The sequence below is a fragment of the Paenibacillus xanthanilyticus genome (assembly GCF_042682185.1).
In the GTDB taxonomy this organism is placed as follows: Bacteria; Bacillota; Bacilli; order Paenibacillales; family Paenibacillaceae; genus Paenibacillus_Z; species Paenibacillus_Z xanthanilyticus.
In genome coordinates this window covers 666,067-684,453 of sequence record NZ_JBHUHA010000002.1, presented here as the reverse complement: position 1 = coordinate 684,453, position 18,387 = coordinate 666,067, and the positions used below count along the sequence as shown (strand labels likewise).

Sequence of the window (18,387 nt, the reverse complement as noted above, 5' to 3'; positions counted from 1 at the left end):
TCGAAAATGGCCAAATGGGGTGTCGGCGCGATCGTCGCGTTTGCGCTTATGGTCTTGCTGGCAGGAACCGCATCTGCGCACGTGACGGTGCTGCCGAACGAGACGACGCGTGGTGCTTACGAGGTGTTCACCGTCCGCGTACCGACGGAGCTGGAATCGGAGACGACGAAGGTCGAGCTGCTTTTCCCGGAAGGCGTCGAGATTAGCCGCGTGCAGCCGCTAGGCGGCTGGAGCTACACCTTCGGCACCGAGACGGACGGTTCGAAATCGTCGATCGTCTGGACGGCCGAAGGCGCGGGACTAAAGAACGGCGAGTTCGGCGAATTCAAGCTGCAGGGGAAGGTGGCAGACGATGCGCAGGAGCTGGTATGGAAAGCGGTACAGACCTACGCGAACGGTTCCGTCGTGGAATGGGCCGGCGAAGCCGATGCCGAGACGCCCGCATCCGTAACGCAGGTGTTGGAGGGTACGGGAGAGGCGGGCCATCACGGCGCGTCCGGCGATCGCCATCCCGCCGGCTCATCGGAGAGCGCGTCCGCGGGAAGTGACGGGCTGTTAAAGTCGCCGCTATTTTATCTGTCGCTGGCTGCGCTGGGCGCAGGCTTAGTTGCCTTGTCGCTCGCGCTCGGCCTGCGCCGTCGCAAGCAGCTAGCTTAATCGGGCATCCGAATTTATACAATGAGGGAGAGAAGCGTACATGTTGAACAACGGTTCGAAGAAAAAACGGAAATGGACGAAGCTCGTCGGCATACTTGCATTGGCGGCGGCCGTATCGGCCTGCGGCAGCGCCTCGAATAAGGCGGAAGAAGGGGCGAATTCCGCAACCGCCGCGGCGGACGGCGGCTCACAAGTCGTCGAGTTCAAATACCCGGACAATCCCGGATTCGACCTTGTCTATTTGGCTGATGAGCTCGGCTACTTCGATGGCACCGGCACGAAACCGAAATACATCGGCAAGGTCGCCGCGCCGCAAATTATTCCGCTCGTCGGCACGGGCGATATCGATTTCGGCGCGCGCATGGTGCCGCTCGTCATCTCGGCGATCGCCAGCGGCGCGGATATCAAGGTCGTCTCCGCGGGAGGCAAGACGCTGCAGGAAGCGCCGCATATGAAATATTTCGTCCGCAACGACGGCTCCATCAAGACGCCGAAGGATCTGGAGGGCAAGACAATCGGCTTCAACAGCTTCGGCGCCTGCGCCGAGTTCGTCTCCAAGAAATGGTTCAAGGAGCAAGGCGTCGACATTAGCAAAATCGAATTCCTCGTCGTGCCGGACGACAAGCAGGAGCAGACGCTGGAGCAAGGCGGCATCGACCTGGCCATCATTCATGCCCCGTTCTCGGGCAAGGCGGAGCACAACGAGAAGCTCGTCAAATTGTGGAGCGACTACGATCTGGACGGCGGTCTGGGCGGCATGGCGCCGTACAGCGTCAACGGGAAATTCGCCAAAGAGCATCCGGAAGCGGTAAAGGATTTCGTTACGGCGATCGCCAAGGCGGCGAACTGGGTCAACGACAATCCGGAAGAAGCGGAGCAAATCATCGCCAAGCGGCTGGGCGTCGACGTGAAGTACGTCGACCGGTTCGCCTATGTCGACGATCTCGTCGTCACGGAGGAGCCGATCCAGTATTATATCGATATTTTGGAAGAATACGAGAAAATCCCGAAAGGGAAAATCAACGTCAAAGATGTGTATACGAACGAATTCAACGAGTTTGCGACAGCATCTTCGGCATAGTCGAGAGGAGAGACGCGCATGAGCGGTAAAATAGTCTCGTTCACAAAAGCGGTTGATCGCAGCCTGGCGATCGTCTTGTTCTTCGTCGTATGGGAGCTGCTGCCGCGGCTTGGCATCGTGAATGCCGCGTATTTGAGCCCGCCGTCGGACGTCGTCTTCGCGATCGGGAAGCTGATCGGAAGCGGCGAGCTGTGGACTCACGTTGCGGCGAGCCTTCGCCGTTCGCTGTCCGGCCTCTTGCTCGCCATCGCGCTTGGCACCGCGGCGGGATTGCTGCTCGGCTGGTTCAAGCGGTTCGAGACCATTCTCGATCCGCTGCTGCAGCTCGCGCGGCAGGTGTCCGCATTCGCCTTATTCCCGGTGTTCATTCTGTTCCTGGGCATTGGCGAGTCATCCAAAACGGCGATTATCTTCTGGGCGTCGTTCTGGCCGATCCTGCTCAACACCGTCAGCGGGACGAAGCAGGTCGACAAACTGTTGATCGACTCCGCCAAATCGATGGGCGGATCGCAGCTGTTCCTATTCTTCCGCGTTATTCTGCCCGCGGCCGCGCCGAGTATTTTCACCGGCATCCGGCTGGGCGGGGCCTACTGCATTACCGCGCTCGTCGCCGCCGAGATGATCGGTTCGTCGGCCGGGCTCGGCTTCTACATTTTGAATTCGCAGGAGATCTTCCAAATTCCGGACATGTACGCGGGCATCATCCTGTTGGCGATCCTCGGTTTGCTGCTCAACTACGTGCTCGCGTTCATCGAATCCCGGTTTACGCGATGGCGGAAGGGACTTGTCAACAATGCATAGACAAAGGCCGGAAGAACGATGCGGGCGCTGAAATGGCGGATCGGACTTGTGCTGCTGCCGGTCGCATTGCTCCTGAGCGGCTGCGGGGATCGCGGCGAGGAAGCGGGAGCGGTGAACAGGCAGCCCGTCGACGCCGGCAAGCTGAAGCTCGGCTATGGCGGCACCAGCGCTCTCATCGGCTTGCGGGAGCGAGGCGATGTGGAGGCCAAATTAGCGGCGCATTCGCAATCAGTCGACGTGGAATGGGTCCGGTTCGATGACGATGCGTCGGTATTTCGCGCCATTGAGGAGGGGCGCGTCGATATCGGCGCCGTCGGCGACGCGGTTCCCGCGCTGATGAACCGGGAAGACGCGCCGCTCGTCTATTTGGCGGCCGAGCCGGCCAATCCGGCCGCGTACGCGGTTGTCGTCCCGCTGGATTCCGACATCTTCGCCGCGGCAGACTTGAAAGGGAAGCGGGTTGCATATGCGCCCTTCTCCAACGAGCATTTGCTGCTGCTTCAGACGCTCGGATCAGCGGGGCTGACCGAGCGCGACGCGAAGCACGTGAAGCTTAAGCCTGCCGAGACGCTTAACTCCCTAGAAGGGAGAGAAGCGGACGCCTGGGCGGTCGGCGAGCCGGAACTGAGCCGCATCGAGCCGCTAGGGATTCGCATTATTGCGAGCGGCTCGCTGTCCGCGGCCAAGCGCGATATTTACGTGACGACGCCCGAGAGCTTGCGAGGAAGAGAGGCATTGTTCCGTCTTGTGGTCGACGCGATCGGCGAATATGACGATTGGGTACACGCTCGCATTCACGACGCGGCGGAGCTGCTCTCGGGATTGACCGGCATCGAGCATGCCGGCTGGCTGGCTTCATTCGAGCGCAAATCGTACGGCACAGCGCCCTTCCTCGCCAGCATCGCCGCGGAAGAGCGGCAGCTCGCCGACACGGCCGCCAAGCTAGGCGGAAGAGGGGAGGCTATCGAGTCGGACGAATTTATTCGGGTTTGGCTGCCTGAATAACCGAGCAGGAAGGGCGGCTTTCCGGAATCGGCATTATACGCCACAACGCGCGGAGACTCTGTACAAGCGAATATTTCATCGTCAGACACGTCCATCGGGGCGTGTTTTTTCGTGCGGGAATAAAACGCTTTACAAAAAACGGTGAAGCATTATATGATGTTATAGGACACCAAAAGGTGTCCTGTAATTAGGGACGGAAGAGGGATTCTGATGCAAATACTCACCTACATTCTTCAAGGCTGGCTGCTTTTCTCGATGGGTTTCTTTGGCGGGAGCAAAATCGCGGGGGCGCAACATCAGGTCGATCTGTTCGAGTCGATTCAACTTCCTCAATGGTTCCGCGTCTTTACCGGCTACGTTCAGATCATCGGTTGCATCGGTCTTCTGATCGGCTTCTGGTATCCGGGGATTGCCGCATGGTCGGGAATATTTATCGGCATCATGATGCTGCTCGCGATCATCTCGCATTTCAGAGTCAAGCATCCGATCACGAAGATCATTCCGGCCATATTGAATCTGTTGATCGCGCTTGCAGTCGTTTTGCTGTATGCTGACGAATTGTCCACCTTGTAATATCAACTTGACGAAACCGTTGGAAATCAAATACAATCATTATGTACTGAACGGTATAGAAAGAGTGGATGCACGATGGTTCGGCCTAAGGAATTCGATGAGCGGGTCGCGCTGGCCGCGGCCATGCAAGTTTTTTGGGAGAAAGGGTATGAAGCCACGTCCATTAGCGATCTTACGCAGCGGATGAACATACAACGTCCGAGTTTGTATGCAACGTTCGGCGGGAAGAAGGAGCTGTTCGAAGCCGCGCTGAAGGCTTATGCGCAGTCGAGCCTCGCATATGTCGAGAGCCAACTTCGCAGCGATACTTCCGTGAAAGCCTCGTTACTCGCGTACTTTCAAGGCCTTATCCATGGAGCAGGCGGCAGCAACCCGGATTTCGGATGTCTTTGCGTCAATACGATGGTCGAATTGGCGCCGCACGACCCCGTTTTTGCGGACATAACAAGCGATTTTCAAATTCGATTAACCGAACTGTTCCAGAGAACGATTGATCACGGCATGCAATCCGGGGAATTATCCAAGCAGCTGAATGCTGCTTCGATCGCCCGCATATTGACGTTAACGGCGATCGGATTATCCGTGACGATGAAGATGAAGCCCGACCCTTCGCGGGTTGAGCAGGTGGCTGAAGAAATTCTTACTCTTTTGGAGTAAGTTTTTTTATACCAGTTATGTACCGATCGGTATATAACGAATATCGAAATAAGGAGGCGTTAACGGATGAACGAGAAAATCGCGTTAATTACAGGCGCAAACAAAGGCATCGGTCTCGAAATCGCGCGTCAGTTGGGGAACAAAGGAATGATGGTGTTGGTAGGTGCTCGACATTTGCCGAAGGCGGAGGAGGCCGCCGCGCAGCTGCAAGCCGAACGAATCCGGGCTTATCCGGTGGAGCTGGATGTTACGAATCAGGAGCAGATCGGATACGCGGCGGCACGAATCGAGAAGGAATACGGCAAGCTGGACGTGCTCGTCAACAATGCGGGGATTTACTTGGATCATGAAGGGGCGGACGTCGATATGATGCGGCGCAGCTTCGAAACGAACTTTTTCGGCGCCTACGCGCTGACCGCTTCGCTGCTGCCTTTGCTGAAAGCGAGCCCCGAGGGGCGAATCGTGAATCAATCCAGCATACTCGGCTCGATCGGAACGATTCTTGGGAACGACATGTACGGAAAGGCTTCCGCACCTGGGTATACCGTCTCCAAAGCAGCGATGAACGCCTGGACTGCCCAGCTGTCCATCCAGCTTGCGGATACCCCGATTAAGGTAAACGCCTGTCACCCGGGATGGGTCAAAACCGACATGGGGGGAAGCGGCGCCGTCATGGAAATTCATGAAGGGGCGGAGACGGCCGTCTACTTGGCCACGCTGCCTGAAGATGGACCCACGGGTGGACTGTTCCATAAGCAGGAAAGGCTGCCTTGGTAAGCTGCTTCCGTCAAAGCGACCTTATCAACGTACCAGACAAGGATCGAACATCCGGCCTTAACCCGATAGTTCCCCGGCTTAGACCCTCTATAGGATTGCGATCAACCACGTCCGATTGGACGTGGTTTTCGGTTCAAACACAAGCACGGATCCGATTTTCGCTGCCCCATCATTTCCCGCAATGAATAATAATGATTTTCATTCTCAATTAAATCTGCTACAATCAGGATTGTTTATGTCCAAGAACAAGTCATGAAAGGAGCTGAGAGGCAGCGTGGCGATGCTGCGACGTTTTTTCACCTATTATAAGCCGTACAAAGGGTTGTTCCTGCTCGATTTCGGCTGCGCCGTCCTGGCGGGTCTGCTGGAGCTGGCGTTCCCGCTTGTCGTCAATCGTTTCGTGGACGATCTGCTTCCCAAGGGGAGCTGGTCGATTATTTTATGGGCATCCGCGGGCCTGTTCGCGCTATACCTGTTGAATACGGGATTGAACTACATCGTCAACTACTGGGGGCACATGCTGGGCATCAACATCGAGACCGATATGCGGCGGAAGCTGTTCGCGCATATTCAGAAGCTGAGCTTCCGGTTCTTCGACAATACGAAGACCGGTCATCTGATTTCGCGGCTGACGAACGATCTGCTCCAGATCGGGGAAGTGGCGCATCACGGGCCGGAGGATTTCTTCATCGCCGTCATGACGCTGCTGGGCGCCTTTGCGCTGATGTTCGCGATTAACTGGAAGCTGGCGGTGTTGACCTTCGTGATCGTGCCGGCCATCATCTGGCTCGTCGTCTACTTCAACGGCAAGATGTCCAAGGCGATCGAGCAATTGTTCACGAATATCGGCGAATTCAATGCGCGCATCGAAGACAACATCGGCGGCATCCGCGTCGTGCAATCGTTCACGAACGAGCCGCACGAGCAGGCGAAATTCGCCGTCAACAACAGCAATTTCCGGCGGACGAAGCTCGTGTCCTACAAGCTGATTTCCAAAAACGGGTCGATCAGCTACATGATGATGCGGTTCGTGACGCTGTTCGTCATGGTATGCGGCACGTGGTTCGTCATTCAGAACGAGCTGACGTATGGAGAATTCATCGGGTTCCTGCTGCTCACGCAGGTGTTCTTCAAGCCGATCGAGAAAATCAACGCCATCATCGAGAGCTACCCGCAGGGCATCGCCGGCTTTAAGCGGTACACCGAGCTGCTGGACACCGAGCCGGATATCGCGGACGCGCCGGACGCCGTCGAGGCAGGCAGGCTGCAGCGAGAAATCCGCTACGATAACGTATCCTTCGGCTATGAAGGCGAATCGCCGATCTTGAGCGGCATCAGCCTGTCGATCCGAGCCGGCGAGACGGTCGCCTTCGTCGGACCTTCCGGAGCCGGCAAGACGACGCTATGCAGTCTGCTGCCGCGATTCTACGAAGTCGACGGCGGCTCCATCTCGATCGACGGCACCGACATTCGCAAGATCAAGCTCGCTTCGCTGCGCAACCAGATCGGCATCGTCCAGCAGGATGTCTTCCTCTTCTCGGGCACGATTCGCGAGAACATTCTATACGGCAGGCTGGACGCGAGCGAAGCGGAGCTGTGGGAAGCGGCCCGGCTCGCGCGGCTGGAGGCGTTCATTCAATCGCAGCCGGACGGCCTCGACACGGTCATCGGGGAACGCGGCGTGAAGCTGTCCGGCGGACAGAAGCAGCGGCTCGCGATCGCACGCATGTTCCTGAAGAATCCACCGATCCTGATCCTCGACGAGGCGACGTCGGCGCTGGATACCGAGACGGAGACGTATATTCAACAATCGCTGACCGAGCTAGCCAAAGGCCGCACCACGCTCGTCATCGCCCATCGGCTGGCCACGATCAAGAACGCCGACCGCATTATCGTCGTCACCGAGCAAGGCATCACGGAGCAGGGCAACCACCGGGAACTGCTAGCTGCCGGAGGCGTATACAGCCGGCTTCATACGGCTCAATTCGGCACCTTGGTTTGACGCGTTGATGACTTTAGAGATGGCAGCGAAGTGGCAGTGGATCGTTACGGAACGCTTATTTATCGGCTACAAGCTATAGAGGAATGCCTCGCATGGCGCCCGCGGGAACTTGTTCCCGCGGGCGCCATTGTTCCTATTAGAAAAGGACCAGCGCTAGATTGACGACAACGGTTAGCGTTAAGCTGCTAAGCAGCATGGACACCAAGACCGCCTGTGCGGCGAATCCAGGCTCGTTGCCGTATTCCAGCGCGAGAGCGGCGCTATTCCGCGAAGTCGGGATCGCGCTGGCAATGAACAATGCTTGCGCCGTAACGCCCTTCATGTGAAGCAGCAGAATGATGACATAGGCGCATAGGGGCGATAGGATGAGCCGCACGAAGCTGCTGAGGAGTACGGCCGAGGTGTTGTGCTGCAGCTTGGAAGACGCGATTTGCGCTCCGATGGAGACGAGCGCGAAGGCAAACATGCCAGACGATATTTGATCCAGCGGAAGCAGGAGGGGATCTGGAATCCGAATGTCGCACAGCTGAAGGATCGACCCGGCCGCAATCGCATAGAGGACCGGCATTTTGGCGAATTGGATCAGCGATTTTCGCAATCCCGAGGTCGCCTTGCTCGCGTTCAGCAGGCCGAACGTGAACGTCGCGAAGAGCTCGAAGACGACCACGATGACTTGGATCGACATGGCGAAGGGGTCATGTTTGAAGGCCAAAGCGTTGACCGGTATCCCCACGTTGCCATTGTTCGTTAAGGAGACACTGTTCGAGAAGCTGGCTGCCATCGGCTTGGAGTAGCCCATGATACGGCTGATCGCGTACCCGACCATGACGATGACCAGGAATTGAAGGAGCAGAAATCCGGCGACGGACGCGATCAGCTTCGTAGACAAACGCGCTTCGTATATTTTGACGAAAGCCAAAGCAGGCACATAGTAGTTGATAATGAGCTTGGAGAAACTGTTCAAGTCGAACGTAAACCTTCTATGAAGCAGGGCGCCGATGGCGATGGGGATCAGGATCGGAAGCATAATCGAATAAAACGTATTCAGGATGGACATGGTTCGCACTCCGTTCGGGAATAGTCTCAGCCGAGCTTAAGCACGGCGCCGGGGGATAGCACGGTCCCTGCAAGGCCCATACGGGATAAGTTCTCAATGAATCGATCGGCGTCCTGCTCGATCGGAGGGAAGGTGCCGTAATGCATCGGCACGACATGACGGGCTTGAATCCACGCAGCAGCTTGCAGCGCCTCGGCAGGTCCCATCGTAAACCGGCCTCCGATGGGAAGGAAGGCGACATCGATATCGAAGCGACGGCCAATCCACTGCATATCGCTGAACAATCCGGTATCTCCGGCGTGGTAAATCGTCTTGCCCTCCATTTCCACGACGAATCCGACAGGGACGCCCGCATATAGACGATTCCCGTCTGCGGTCCGAACGGAGGAGGTGTGGAGAGCCTGGGTCAGATGAACGCGCCCGAAATCGAACGACCACGCTCCGCCCACATGCATCGCTTCCGTCTTCGCGCCTTGCGCGGCGAAGTACTCCGCCAATTCCTCTACCGCAATGATTGTCGCGTCGTTACGCTTTGCCACGGAAGCTGCATCGGTGATATGATCGTCATGACCGTGCGTAAGCAAAATATACTGGGCGAGAATATCCTCCGACTTCACGACGGCCGCAGGGTTGGCATCCAGATAAGGATCGATGAGAACGGAGTGGGAGCGGCTTGTTAGCTGAACGCAGGAATGGCCGTGGAACAAGATTTGCATCCGGTTTCCTCCTTTTTTATAACAATTTTACTTTCGATCGACTGTTTTTATATTATAAATATGCAGGCGAATTGTCAATAACATCCACCTTTATTTTTTAGGAGGTTATTTGCGTTGCTGTCCTTGGACAAACAATTGCTATTTCTGGTCTCCTCGGCGGGAGGCATTGAAGTCAAACGGCTCGTGGAGATTTATGAGGCGCGGGAGGTTGATCATCAGGTCGTCCGTAATGCGCTGCTCCGTCTCAAAAAGGACGGTTATCTCCGCTCGAGCGAACGCTCGAAGTACGAGATTACGGAGCAGGGGCTCGATTTTATCACCGCAATTAATCAAAAATCGCTGCTGCTGGGAAGAGCGTGGGACGGTCAATGGTTGACGGTCATGTTCGAGGTGCCGGAATCCGAGCGCAAGAAGCGGGATGCGCTGCGAGGCGATCTGCTGCAGCTAGGCTTTGGCGCTTTGCATAAAGGCGTGTATATTTCTCCGTGGGATTATGCGGACGAAGTCATTCGATTCGCCAAGCAATACGAGATCGAGGAAAGATTGACGATCATGAGAGGCGTATTCGTTACGCGTCAGCCCCAGCCTGATCTCGTGAAACGGCTATGGCCGATAGATGAATTGAATCACGTGTATCGAGCGAAGATCGAATGGTATCGAACGGCATTCGCTTCCACGGTAACGCCGCTGCTGCGAGATCCGGCGGACGGACTTGCCCTGTTCGTCCGCTTCCTGGAGCTGGGCGAGCTGTTAGCGAACTTAAGCTTGAACGATCCTATGCTGCCGGCGGAATTACTAGATGAGGATTGGCTGGGAAAGTCCAGCTTTGAGGAAATGCAGCAGGGCCTGAGTCAGTTAGCCGAAGCTATTCCCGCAGACTCCCCTTACCGAACGTTCGTCCATCGATTCACGCAAGCATAGCTTTCTCCATGACGGCGGGGCAATCCGCTCCCAATAAAGAAGGGTTATCCCAATCACCGATTCCCGGTCATTTGGATAACCCTTCTGCTTAGAACGGATACTGCGCTTCTTCCCATTTCTCGTAAATCGGCTTCAAATACGGATCGCCGGCCATGTCCTCATAGAGAAGCGGCGGCTTCCGCAGCGTTTTGCGCTTCTTCTGAATCGTCGTCAGCGCTTCGAGCAGCATGGCGTCGCGTTCCTCGGCAATCTGCTGCAAGCGCTCGACCGATGCGTCGGTGGAAGCGAAACGAGCAAGCATGCTCTTGAAATTGGCCACGATCGCATCCAGCGTCTCCACGTCGGCGGCGGTCGATTCCTCGAACCCTTGCTCGACGTTGCGAAGCTCCAGCCCGAACATCGCGTCGTCGATCGGCGTGTCGAACAGGGAGTTGGCATAGTTCTCTTCGATCGCCTTCACGATGTAGCCGGCCATATTCCGGATCGTTTGCCCCGCGCTCATGGCCCGCACGTGACGGACGTTCTCTTCGATATAGAACGGATGGTATGCTTTCGCGAGCTGAACCGCTTTCTTGCGATGAATGCCGTTCTCGACCAGCAGCTGCAGCAGCGTCTCGGCATCGTAGTTGGCGACTTCCTGGTCGTTGTTCATGTTCTTCGTGTTCTTGTGTATGCGGAAAATAAAGGATTCCACGGAACGTCCGACGCGCTTATGTATATCGTAGGTAAAGAAGATGTCCGTCTTCTCCTCAAGCTCCACCTGGGCGCGGTCGATTAATTCCCGCAGATGCTTGAGCATTTTGTATTTGTCATCCGGTATGTTCAACAGGTGGCGAAGCTCGTTCACCTTAATGATCCGTTCTTTCCGAAACTCCCGTTCCTTCAGGACCTCGTACAGCCGCCAGTTGTATTCGGACTTCAGCTTCAGCACGTTCTTTAGACGGAATTTGGTGTACGCTCGCTTCAAATTACGGAAGAAGGGCGCCAAATCTTCGGATAGTTTGATCGTAACCCGGCCTTCGCCGTCTTTATAGGTCGCGCTTTGCACCCACGTGATTTTTTGCCGCGTGTTGTCGTGCGATAGCTTGAGCTGCTTGGACTGCAGCGAATCGATCGCTTTCTCGACCCGTTCGTAAAAGGACTTCCCCTCGACGCCGATCAGATTGGCCAGTTCCTTGATCGAGACGGTATACGTCTTGAATTCTTCGTCATCGGGCTGCACGAGAGAGACGAGAGAGAAGATCAGCCGGCGCTCCGTTAAATCGAGGTCCTGCTGCGCGTTAATAATCTCCCGCGACTGGTTCACCCAGTAATAATCTTTGATGTCTGCTTCAACCGCTTCCGGCAGATTCAAGGCCAGTTGGCCATCGGCTTCGACTGCCAGCTCCTCTTGGGCAATTGCTTGATCGCTCATTTCGCTACGCTCCTCTACCAATCTACTATATCCGATTTTTTTCGCGGGAGAAATGGAAGAATCAGGAGGATTTCGCGGCGATCGAGATATGTCCGCAAAAACGGAACGGAGAGACGAGGGAGGAACGTGCGGAAATGCCCAAAGGTAAAGCGCCAAGTGGTGACCCGACCGTTTGGGCCATGAAAGATGTCCGTAAAAACGGAACCGAAAATTTTTTTCGGTTCACATGTCCGCATGGACGGGGGTTATGTCCGCAAAAACGGAACTACCGGACCTGCGTCCGAACGGCCGCGATCCTCTCGAAAGAATAAATAGACGGTTCTGCTGCCGATCGCAACGAATACGTTCACGATAAGCGCGATTTACCGCGGGTGCGGTTCCGTTTTTACGGACATATCTCCATCAAGCAGGCCGAATGCGGCGCAGTTGGTTCCGTTTTTGCGGACATTAAAGGAGAATACGGCCTCTTCGGGGATGTATTCGTCCCGTTTTTGCGGACATATGACGGCAGCAGCGGCCCCTTTTGTACGGACATCACCCTCTCCAGTCCGTTTTTGCGGACATTAAACAAGCTTTGCGGGCCTTACGCAAGCTTCGTTCCGTTTTTCAGGACGTATAAGTCCGTTTATACGGACATCACCCCGTCGATACGGACATCACGTTCCGTTCATGCGGACATTGCATTCCGCTGCTCCGGACATATGGCCCCGTTTTTACGGACATGTCATTCCCTTTATGCGTACTTTTCGTTCCGTTTGTGCGGACATCTCGCATGTCAAACCCTTTCCCACCGAGGGGTGAGCCCGTGCTTAACAGTATTAATCAAGGTATAAACAATCAAATAAATATAAAAAAGGAGTAACATAGACAAATTTCGACATGATCGGACGAAATTCTTCGCGGACATGTGGATAAACACGCTGGGGCAGTCGCTTTCATGATCGAACAGCGAGAGAAAGGTACGAACGGGATGTGATTTTGTGTACAACCGGGATGCAGGCAGCGGCCGCAAAAACCGCGATACTCCAATTCAAAAACGGTTTCGCATCCCTTTTACTCATGCTACAATAAGTGCAGAAGTTAACCGCTTAACCTAATGAATAACGAAATATGGCAACGCTTACAAAATGAGTCGCTTTCCGTCTGGAGGTTGCGCATGTTCAAGCTGAATAACTGGTATTTCCGGTTGCTCGTTTCGTATTTTCCAATTCTCGTGCTTACCGTCTCGATGATCATCTTCCTGTCGTTCATCGCGGTGAATGAAATATCCCGGTCCGAAACGGCCAAAGCCGACCATATCACAACCGGTTACGTGGTAGATAGCATCGAGAACGCGCTTCATGAGGTCGAATTCACCGTGCTGAACGAAGCCTCCAAAAATTTGAGCTACGCTTCGTATTTGGACGGCTCCAGGTCGACCAACGATAAATACAGCGTCGTTCGCAGTCTGCGCACCTTAGTCGAGGACAGCGAGCTGATCGAATCCATCTATTTATATAGGGAATCCGACGATTCGGTGCTGACGGCCAACGCCCAGACCGAGCTGGCGGATTTCGGCGACCGGGATTTCGTTGGACAAGCGAAGGCTAACCGGGATTATCAAGGGTGGTCGGTCAGCCGGGAATACCGGGAATTCGACCGGTTAGAGCCGGTCCGGGTTATCTCCATGTACAAGCAGACGCCGCTGCCGTTCGGCAAGGACGGTATTCTGGTCATTAACGTCGATCTGTACGCGGTCGAGCAAATTATCGGGAGCATGACGAATCGCCAAGTGTCGTTCATGCATATCACCGATGCCGCCAAGCAGCGGATTTATCCTGCGGCCGACAGCCCCGACGATGTCGGCGGGGGCAGCGTGCTGACGACGATTACGTCGAATTCACTGGGCTGGACGTTCGAGAGCGGGATCCAGGCCGGACGTTTGCTCGGATGGGTATCGGTCGTGTCCTATGTATGGGTCATTCTCGCCGTGTTAACGTTCGCAGCCGCCATTATTACGATTATTTGGGTGACGCGTCGCAACTACAAACCGATTCAGCTCATGATGAACCGGATCCAATCGTTCCAGATGCGCGGCAGCGACGGGAACGCGGTCGGCATGGACGATCTGACGATCATCGACCGCGCGCTCGAGAATTTGATCGTCCAGTCGCAGGATTACGAGAAGGAGCAGCGGGAGAGCGCGATGCTGCAGCGCAGACAGCTGTTCAACGAGCTCATTAGCGGGCAGCGCGGCGAGCAGACGATCCATCGGATGCGTAAGCTGAATCTGCTTCCGGCTGCGGGGCGTTATGCCGTCATGGTCGCCAGACTGAACCGGTATGAGCAGTTTCAGACCGAGAATACGGCGAACGAGCAGAATGTGTTGAAATTCGCGCTCGGCAACGTCATGCAGGAATTAACCCTGGGCGAAGGCTTGCAGGGATGGGGGGAATGGTCGGCGCCCGACCGGATTGCGTTCGTCTTCGCTGTGAGCGATCCGGAAATCCCCATGGCGGATCAGCTGCGCCGAACGGCGAGCGTCGCCCGGCAGTGGGTCGGCGAGCATCTGCGTCTGCCGCTCTCGCTGGGCATCGGGTCGGTCGTCGAGGAGTGGAGCCGGATCGGACAATCGTACCGCGATGCGCTGTCCGGCATGGAATATCAATTCGCGATCGGGCGCGACGCGGTCACGTACAGCGGCGATATCCCGCCTAATCATTCGCGCGGGATGTTCAACCACATGCAGCTGTGCAGCGAATGCGTGCAGCAGTTCCGGCTAACGAGCGATAGCTGGCGCGAGACGTACGAGGATTTATTCCGGCAGCTCGCATCGGACATGCTGAAGGACGAGGATATTCACGCGCTGATGCAGCTGTTCATCCAGACGCTAACCCGCGAGCTGAAGGATTTGTCCAACACGCTGAACGAATGGCTCGAAGGCGAGCGCATCGCCGCGTTGACCGCCAAAATGAAAGAAGCGTCTTCGCTGAACGAGATGAAAGAGCTGCTGCTCGATTATTTGCTCGAACTCTTCGACGCCTACGTCGCCATGAGCGAGACGAAGAACTACAAAACGATGATGACGGAAATGCGGGCTTACATCCAGGCGAATTTCGCCGATCCGGATCTGTCCCTGAAGCATCTCAGCGACCGGTTCCAGATCTCGGGCAAATACGCGAGCCATCTGTTCAAGGTCGAGTACGATATGAAATTCGTCGATTTCCTCGTGCAGCTGCGCATGCAGCAGGCCGAGCGTCTGCTCGCCGACACGGACGAAACGGTCCAGAACATCGCCCTTCAAGTCGGTTATGCCAATTCCATCACCTTCGGCCGCGTATTCAAACGCACGACGGGCGTCACCCCAGGCGAGTTTCGCAGACTCAAAATGCGCCCCTCCGCGCAAACTTAGGAGGGAAAAATGCGAATGCGGCGGAAGCCGCATTTTTTATTTCGTAAGAAGTAATTAGACGGTGGGGGCAATTGAATTTTCAGCCCACGTAAAGCGTGTCCACGCCAGTGGACGTAAGCGAGGATCGGCACGAAGCAGGGTAGCGATCGTCAACGTCGAGGTCACCGCCCCAAGGCAACCCGTAACGAACGAAGCTCGAACGAAAGCCTTTGTCCCAAAGGACAAAAGCGAGCTCCTTTCGAAAGCACACATCAACGCCGGCCGCGAGGCACATACGAACCATCGGGTGTCCAGAGGGCGGAAGCCCTTGGATCCCCTCCTCAGGAGGGGTGGGGGAGGGAATCCTTTCGGGAAAGGAAAACAGTTTGGTGAGAGAAGTTAAGCTCGCGATTACGGTTTATCTACAGGATTTTGATCGAAAACGAAAACGGTTTACGCTAGGAAAATGATCTATATAGATCGCGAAAACCCAACAACGACGCGGGTTTGGCGAATCGGTTTGCAGCGCCGAAACCGGTTTATTGCACGGGTGCAGAGAACCGTGTCATACTGAGGCCACTTCCCGATCACGGGGCGTCAGCCGCAGTTGAAAGCGCGTTCAATCATCATTCAACAGATCGGCCGCATGCCCGAATACAGGAAGAAGCGTACATGACGAAAGAGGGGTTGGAACCATGGTAAAAGCGGCAAGAAGAACAATGAAAGCCAGCAAAATACTAGCGGTCACGCTCGGATGTACCATGCTGCTCAGCGCATGCAGCGGCAACGGCAATAACGGAGGCACGAACGCAAACGCAGGGGCCAACGAGAACGCGGCCGCAGGCGGCAACAAGCCTTCAGGCGAACAAGTCACCTTGAAGGTCGAGGTGTTCGACCGCGGCAACTCGCCGGCCGGCTCGACGATCACGAACAACTATTTAACGAAATACGTGCAGGATAACTTCGGCACGCCGAACAACATCAAGGTCGAATTCGTACCGGTTCCCCGTTCGGAAGAAGTGCAGAAGCTGAACGTCCTGATGGCCAGCGGCAGCGACGTGCCGGACATCGTATTCACGTACGACTCGGGCACCTTCTACCGGTACGCGCAGCAAGGCGGCTTGACGGATCTCGGCGAGCTGCTCGAGCAGCACGGGCCGAACCTGAAGCAATTCCTCGGCGAAGACACGCTCGCGTACGGTAAATATGAAGGCAAGCAGTTCGCCTTCCCGGCGAAGCGGGCGCATCTGGGCAAATACTCTTCGTTCATTCGCCAAGACTGGCTCGATAAACTCGGACTGCCGGTGCCGAAAAACACCGACGAGCTGTACACGACGCTGAAAGCGTTCAAAGAGAAAGATCCGGGCCAAACCGGCGGCAAAGTCATTCCGCTCGGCATGGCGCTGGCGCCGGCGCAGTTCGAACCGCTGCTCTGGTCCTTTATTCAACCGGTCACGGAAGAGCAGCGCTACACGCTGACCCAGCAGCTCGGCTCCAACGACTATCCGGTGCTGCTGCCCGGCTTCAAAGACGGTCTTCAATTCATGAACAAGGCGTATAACGAAGGGCTCATGAGCGCCGACTTCAGCTTGGACGAAGACAAGAAGAAGCTGAACGAAGACGCCGCCAAGGGGCTGGTCGGATTCTTCAGCGAAGACGATATGAACCCGTTCTATGCGGACGGCCTGTACGCGACGCTCCAGAAGAACATTCCGGATGCGAAAATTTCGGCGGTCGACGTGTACACGAACTCGGAAGGCAAACATCCGAAGCCGGAATACGCGCCGGTCGGCCTGTTCCTCATGATTCCGAAGAGCAGCAAGAACGCGGAAGCGGCGGTCAAATATTTGGATTGGATGGCGTCCGGCGATAATCTGCTGCACATGCAGAACGGCGTGGAAGGCGAGAACTACACGCTCGAGAACGGCATTCCGATGGCGAAGGCCGATGCACCCGACGAGATCAAAAACCGCATTTACAACTGGGGCGACATGGCGATCATCTCCAACGGCAAGCAGCTCGGCGATACGGAGAAGAACGTGGAAGCCTACGTGCTCAACATGCCGGAGCCATTCCGGGAAGAGACCCGCAACGCGCTCTCGGTGTCGAGATCCGATACGATCAAGCCGGTCTTGTTCGACCGTCCGATCGAAGCGCAAGCCAAATACGGCACAGCGCTGCGCGACAAGCTGAACGAAATGATCGTCAAGACGACGATGGCGAAGCCGGATCAATTCGAGAGCACGTACGAAACGGTCATGAAAGACTATATGGCAAGCGGCGGCCAAGCGATTTTGGACGAGCGCACCAAGGCATATGAAGAAATGAAATAATACCGAACGCCGGCATCGGGCGGCTCGGAGACGACGGATGCTTAAGGCGCCTTCGTCTCCGGGCGCGATCGCCAGGCGGCTAGGGGTGGATGACATTGAACATGGCCGTGTATCTACGGAGATATTGGCAATTGTACGCGCTGCTTATTTTGCCGGTCAGCTACTTCATTATTTTCAAATACGGGCCGATGTACGGCATTCTGATCGCCTTCAAGGACTTCAACTTCTTCCAGGGCATTAACGGCAGCGAATGGATCGGACTGGATGCGTTCCGCGAGGTATTCGCCATGGCGGACTTCTACAAGACGCTGCGCAATACGCTCATGCTCAATTTTCTCGACCTGCTCGTCTCGTTCCCGGCGCCGCTATTCCTGGCCATCATGCTGTACGAGCTGAAGATCGTTTGGTTCAAGAAGCTGTCGCAAACGATTTTGTACATTCCGCATTTCATCTCGTGGGTCATTATCGGCGGGATCGTCTACCAAGTGTTCGGCACGCAATCGGGCATGATCAACAACATCATCACGTCGATGGGATTCGAAGCGATTCCGTTCCTGACCGATAAGAGCGACTGGCTCATCACCTACTTGGCCGTCGGCGTGTGGCAGAGCGCCGGTTGGGGGACGATCATTTATTTGGCGGCGCTGACGGGCATCAACAAGGAGCTGTTCGAAGCGGCCGAAGTGGACGGCGCGGGCCGTCTGCGCAAAATCTGGAGCATCACGCTGCCGTCGCTGAAGCCGACGATCGTGACGCTGCTCATCATCAACTTAGGCCATATGATCGCGATTGGGTTCGAACGTCCGTACGTCATCGGCAACACCGCCGTCCGGGATTATTCGGACGTGCTCAGCACCTTCGTGTACCGCATCGGCATCGAATCCGGCCAGTATACGCTGGCGACAGTCGTCGGCTTGTTCCAAGCGGTCGTCGGACTCGTCTTCGTGCTCGGCGCCAACTATACGTCCAAGAAGCTTGCGGACCAAAGCATTCTATAACCGATCACCAACCGGCTACCGACAA

Annotated in this window: 15 protein-coding genes; 12 read left to right on the top strand and 3 right to left on the bottom strand. The window is 55.8% G+C overall.

Features of this window, described 5'->3' with window-relative positions:
- Window positions 1-6: 6 nt before the first annotated feature.
- From ACFSKT_RS20105 to ACFSKT_RS20070, 8 genes are all read left to right on the top strand, one after another.
- Window positions 7-657 (top strand): YcnI family copper-binding membrane protein, encoded by a 651-nt coding sequence (locus ACFSKT_RS20105; protein ID WP_377718430.1) that lies wholly within the window; start codon window positions 7-9, stop codon window positions 655-657.
- A gap of 40 nt (window positions 658-697) precedes the next feature.
- Window positions 698-1,738 carry an ABC transporter substrate-binding protein gene (locus ACFSKT_RS20100; protein ID WP_377718431.1) on the top strand — a complete coding sequence of 347 codons (1,041 nt, stop codon included), beginning with the start codon at window positions 698-700 and terminating at the stop codon, window positions 1,736-1,738.
- An 18-nt stretch (window positions 1,739-1,756) separates the two neighbouring features.
- Window positions 1,757-2,539, top strand: coding sequence for an ABC transporter permease (locus ACFSKT_RS20095; RefSeq protein WP_377718432.1), 783 nt, complete (start codon window positions 1,757-1,759; stop codon window positions 2,537-2,539).
- A gap of 18 nt (window positions 2,540-2,557) precedes the next feature.
- Window positions 2,558-3,544: an ABC transporter substrate-binding protein gene (locus tag ACFSKT_RS20090; RefSeq protein WP_377718433.1), complete on the top strand. Its 987-nt coding sequence runs from the start codon at window positions 2,558-2,560 to the stop codon at window positions 3,542-3,544.
- 210 nt (window positions 3,545-3,754) lie between these two features.
- Window positions 3,755-4,117 carry a DoxX family protein gene (locus tag ACFSKT_RS20085; protein WP_377718434.1) on the top strand — a complete coding sequence of 121 codons (363 nt, stop codon included), beginning with the start codon at window positions 3,755-3,757 and terminating at the stop codon, window positions 4,115-4,117.
- A gap of 75 nt (window positions 4,118-4,192) precedes the next feature.
- On the top strand, window positions 4,193-4,774 hold the full coding sequence (locus tag ACFSKT_RS20080) for a TetR/AcrR family transcriptional regulator (RefSeq protein WP_377718435.1): 582 nt from the start codon (window positions 4,193-4,195) through the stop codon (window positions 4,772-4,774).
- 66 nt (window positions 4,775-4,840) lie between these two features.
- Complete coding sequence (locus ACFSKT_RS20075; protein WP_377718436.1) at window positions 4,841-5,551, top strand: SDR family oxidoreductase; 711 nt, start codon at window positions 4,841-4,843, stop codon at window positions 5,549-5,551.
- A 280-nt stretch (window positions 5,552-5,831) separates the two neighbouring features.
- A complete protein-coding gene (locus ACFSKT_RS20070; protein WP_377718437.1) occupies window positions 5,832-7,553 on the top strand; it encodes an ABC transporter ATP-binding protein in 1,722 nt (573 codons plus the stop codon).
- Between the two features lie 136 nt (window positions 7,554-7,689).
- On the opposite strand, the gene ACFSKT_RS20065 is transcribed toward ACFSKT_RS20070, so the two are convergent.
- Together ACFSKT_RS20065 and ACFSKT_RS20060 are read right to left on the bottom strand one after the other, a co-directional pair.
- Window positions 7,690-8,610 carry an AEC family transporter gene (locus ACFSKT_RS20065; protein ID WP_377776337.1) on the bottom strand — a complete coding sequence of 307 codons (921 nt, stop codon included), beginning with the start codon at window positions 8,608-8,610 and terminating at the stop codon, window positions 7,690-7,692.
- A 26-nt stretch (window positions 8,611-8,636) separates the two neighbouring features.
- Window positions 8,637-9,326 (bottom strand): metal-dependent hydrolase, encoded by a 690-nt coding sequence (locus ACFSKT_RS20060; protein ID WP_377718439.1) that lies wholly within the window; start codon window positions 9,324-9,326, stop codon window positions 8,637-8,639.
- Between the two features lie 114 nt (window positions 9,327-9,440).
- On the opposite strand from ACFSKT_RS20060, the gene ACFSKT_RS20055 reads away from it, so the two are divergent.
- Window positions 9,441-10,247: a PaaX family transcriptional regulator C-terminal domain-containing protein gene (locus ACFSKT_RS20055; RefSeq protein WP_377718440.1), complete on the top strand. Its 807-nt coding sequence runs from the start codon at window positions 9,441-9,443 to the stop codon at window positions 10,245-10,247.
- Between the two features lie 88 nt (window positions 10,248-10,335).
- Here the strand turns inward: ACFSKT_RS20055 and ACFSKT_RS20050 are convergent, their stop codons facing one another.
- On the bottom strand, window positions 10,336-11,661 hold the full coding sequence (locus ACFSKT_RS20050; RefSeq protein WP_377718441.1) for a replication initiation protein: 1,326 nt from the start codon (window positions 11,659-11,661) through the stop codon (window positions 10,336-10,338).
- A gap of 1,156 nt (window positions 11,662-12,817) precedes the next feature.
- On the opposite strand from ACFSKT_RS20050, the gene ACFSKT_RS20045 reads away from it, so the two are divergent.
- From ACFSKT_RS20045 to ACFSKT_RS20035, 3 genes are all read left to right on the top strand, one after another.
- Complete coding sequence (locus ACFSKT_RS20045) at window positions 12,818-15,052, top strand: helix-turn-helix domain-containing protein (RefSeq protein ID WP_377718442.1); 2,235 nt, start codon at window positions 12,818-12,820, stop codon at window positions 15,050-15,052.
- Window positions 15,053-15,726: 674 nt separating this feature from the next.
- Complete coding sequence (locus ACFSKT_RS20040; protein WP_377718443.1) at window positions 15,727-17,364, top strand: extracellular solute-binding protein; 1,638 nt, start codon at window positions 15,727-15,729, stop codon at window positions 17,362-17,364.
- An 89-nt stretch (window positions 17,365-17,453) separates the two neighbouring features.
- A complete protein-coding gene (locus tag ACFSKT_RS20035; RefSeq protein WP_377718444.1) occupies window positions 17,454-18,362 on the top strand; it encodes an ABC transporter permease in 909 nt (302 codons plus the stop codon).
- Window positions 18,363-18,387: the final 25 nt, after the last annotated feature.